This window comes from Kineococcus indalonis (genome assembly GCF_009906395.1).
GTDB lineage: Bacteria > Actinomycetota > Actinomycetes > Actinomycetales > Kineococcaceae > Kineococcus > Kineococcus indalonis.
On record NZ_JAAALM010000634.1, the window covers coordinates 1 to 2,048 of the forward strand.

The window sequence follows — 2,048 nt, forward strand, 5'->3', positions numbered from 1 at the left end:
GGGGTGGCCGTGCCGGTCGCGGTGCCGGTGGGGGTGCCGGTGGGGCTGTCCGTGGGCGAGCCCGTCGCCGTGCTCGTGGCGCTCGCGCTGGGCGTGGACGTCGCGCTCGGCCGGCGGGTGCTCGTGGACGTCGAGGTCGAGGAGGACGACGAGCCGCGCGAGGAGCCGACGAAGGCGGGCTCGGGGAAGTCCTCCTCGTCGGTGCCCTGCAGGGCCCCGCGCATGAACGACGTCCAGATCCGCACCGGGTAGGAGCCGCCGGTGACCTCGCCGCCGCCCAGCTTCAGCGACTCCGTGGAGGTGCCGTCGGCGCTGGTCTGGTACAGCGCCACCGACGCCGCCAGCTGCGGGGTGTAGCCGGCGAACCAGGCCGACCTGTTGCTCGAGGAGGTGCCGGTCTTGCCGGCGGCGGGACGGCCCAGGTTGCGCGCGTAGCGGCCGCTGCCGCGCTGCACGACCTGCTGCATGGCGTAGGTGGCGTCGGCGGCGACGTCCTCGGAGAAGGCGCGCTCCTGCGTCGGGGAGGCGGTGTAGGTCCGGGTGCCGTCGGTGTCGTCGATGCTGGCGATGGTGTGCCACCGGGTGCGCACGCCCTGCGCGGCGAAGGTGGCGTAGGCCTGCGTGACGTCGATGGGGTGCGGGGAGGCGGTGCCCAGCACGTTGGAGATGGTGGTGTCCTGGTCGGCCAGGCCGACGGTGTCCTCGGGGTAGCCGGCGCGGATGGCGACGTTGCGGGTCGCCTCGGGGGTGACCTCCTCGTTGAGCTGGGCGTACACGGTGTTCACCGAGTTGGCGGTGGCGGTGAGCAGGTCGATGCGCCCGTACGAGGAGTCCCCGAAGTTGGACACCTCCCAGCCGTCGACCGTCACGCCGTCGGCGCCGCTGAGGGTGGTGCGCAGCGAGACGCCCTTCTCGAGGGCCGCCACGAGGGTGAAGGGCTTGAAGGTGGAGCCGGCCTGGGCGATGTCCTGGGTGACGGCGTTGCGGTTGCGCTCGAGGAAGTCCGGGCCGCCGTACATGGCGGTGACGCCGCCGGTGGCGGGGTCGATGGCGGACAGCGCGACGTGGAAGCCCTCGGGGACCTTCGAGGGCAGCTGGTCCTGCACGGCCTCCACGGCGGCCTCCTGGGCCCGCGCGTCGAAGGTCGTGGTGATCTCCAGGCCGCCGCGCTCGACCTCCTCCTCGCTCAGGCCCACGGTGGTGGACAGCTCCCGCTTGACGGTGTCCAGCAGGTAGCCGTCGGTGCCGGCGTAGGTGTCCTCGTCCTGCGAGGGCTCGACGGTCTCGGGCAGCCCGGCCTGCGCGCGGTCCGCGGCGGGCAGCCAGCCCTCCTCGACCATGCCGTCCAGGACGTAGTCCACGCGCTGGGCGGCGGCCTCGGGGTCCTGGCGCGGGTCGTAGTTGCTGGGCGCCTTGAGCACGGCGGCCAGCAGCGCCCCCTGCGAGGCGTCCAGCTGGGCGACGTCCACCCCGAAGTACGCCTGCGCGGCGGCCTGCACGCCGTAGGCGCCGCGGCCGAAGTAGACGGTGTTGAGGTAGTCCTCCAGCGTCTCGGCCTTGGACTGCTGCTGGTCGATCTTCAGCGCGAGGAAGAACTCCTCCGCCTTGCGCGCGTACGTGCGCTCGGAGGAGAGGTAGTAGTTCTTCACGTACTGCTGGGTGATCGTGGAGCCGCCCTGCTGGGAGCCGCCCCGCACGTTGTTCCACAGGGCGCGGGCGATGCCGGCCGGGGAGACGCCGCGGTTCTCGTAGAAGGTGCGGTCCTCGGCGGCCAGCACGGCGTGCTGCACGACCTGCGGCACCTCGTCGATGCGGACGTTCTGCCGGTTGACGGCGGCGAAGGTGCCGATGGGCGTGGTGCCGTCGGAGTAGTACACGGTGCTGATCTGCGCGTCGGCGAGCTCGTTGGGGTCGGGCACGTCCACCAGCGCGTACGCGGTGGCGAAGCCGGCCACGCCCAGGACGACGCCGACGGCGAACAGGCCGCCGACCCAGGCCAGGACCCGGCGGCCGCGGCGGCGTCGGGGCGGCGGCGCGGCGGGCCGGCC

General features: G+C 73.2%; 1 protein-coding gene. It reads right to left on the reverse strand.

Annotated features, from left to right (window positions below; all coding sequences use genetic code 11):
* Positions 1 to 2,048 (reverse strand): transglycosylase domain-containing protein (locus GTR00_RS19755; protein WP_166613256.1); only part of this gene is annotated, 2,048 nt, incomplete at both ends.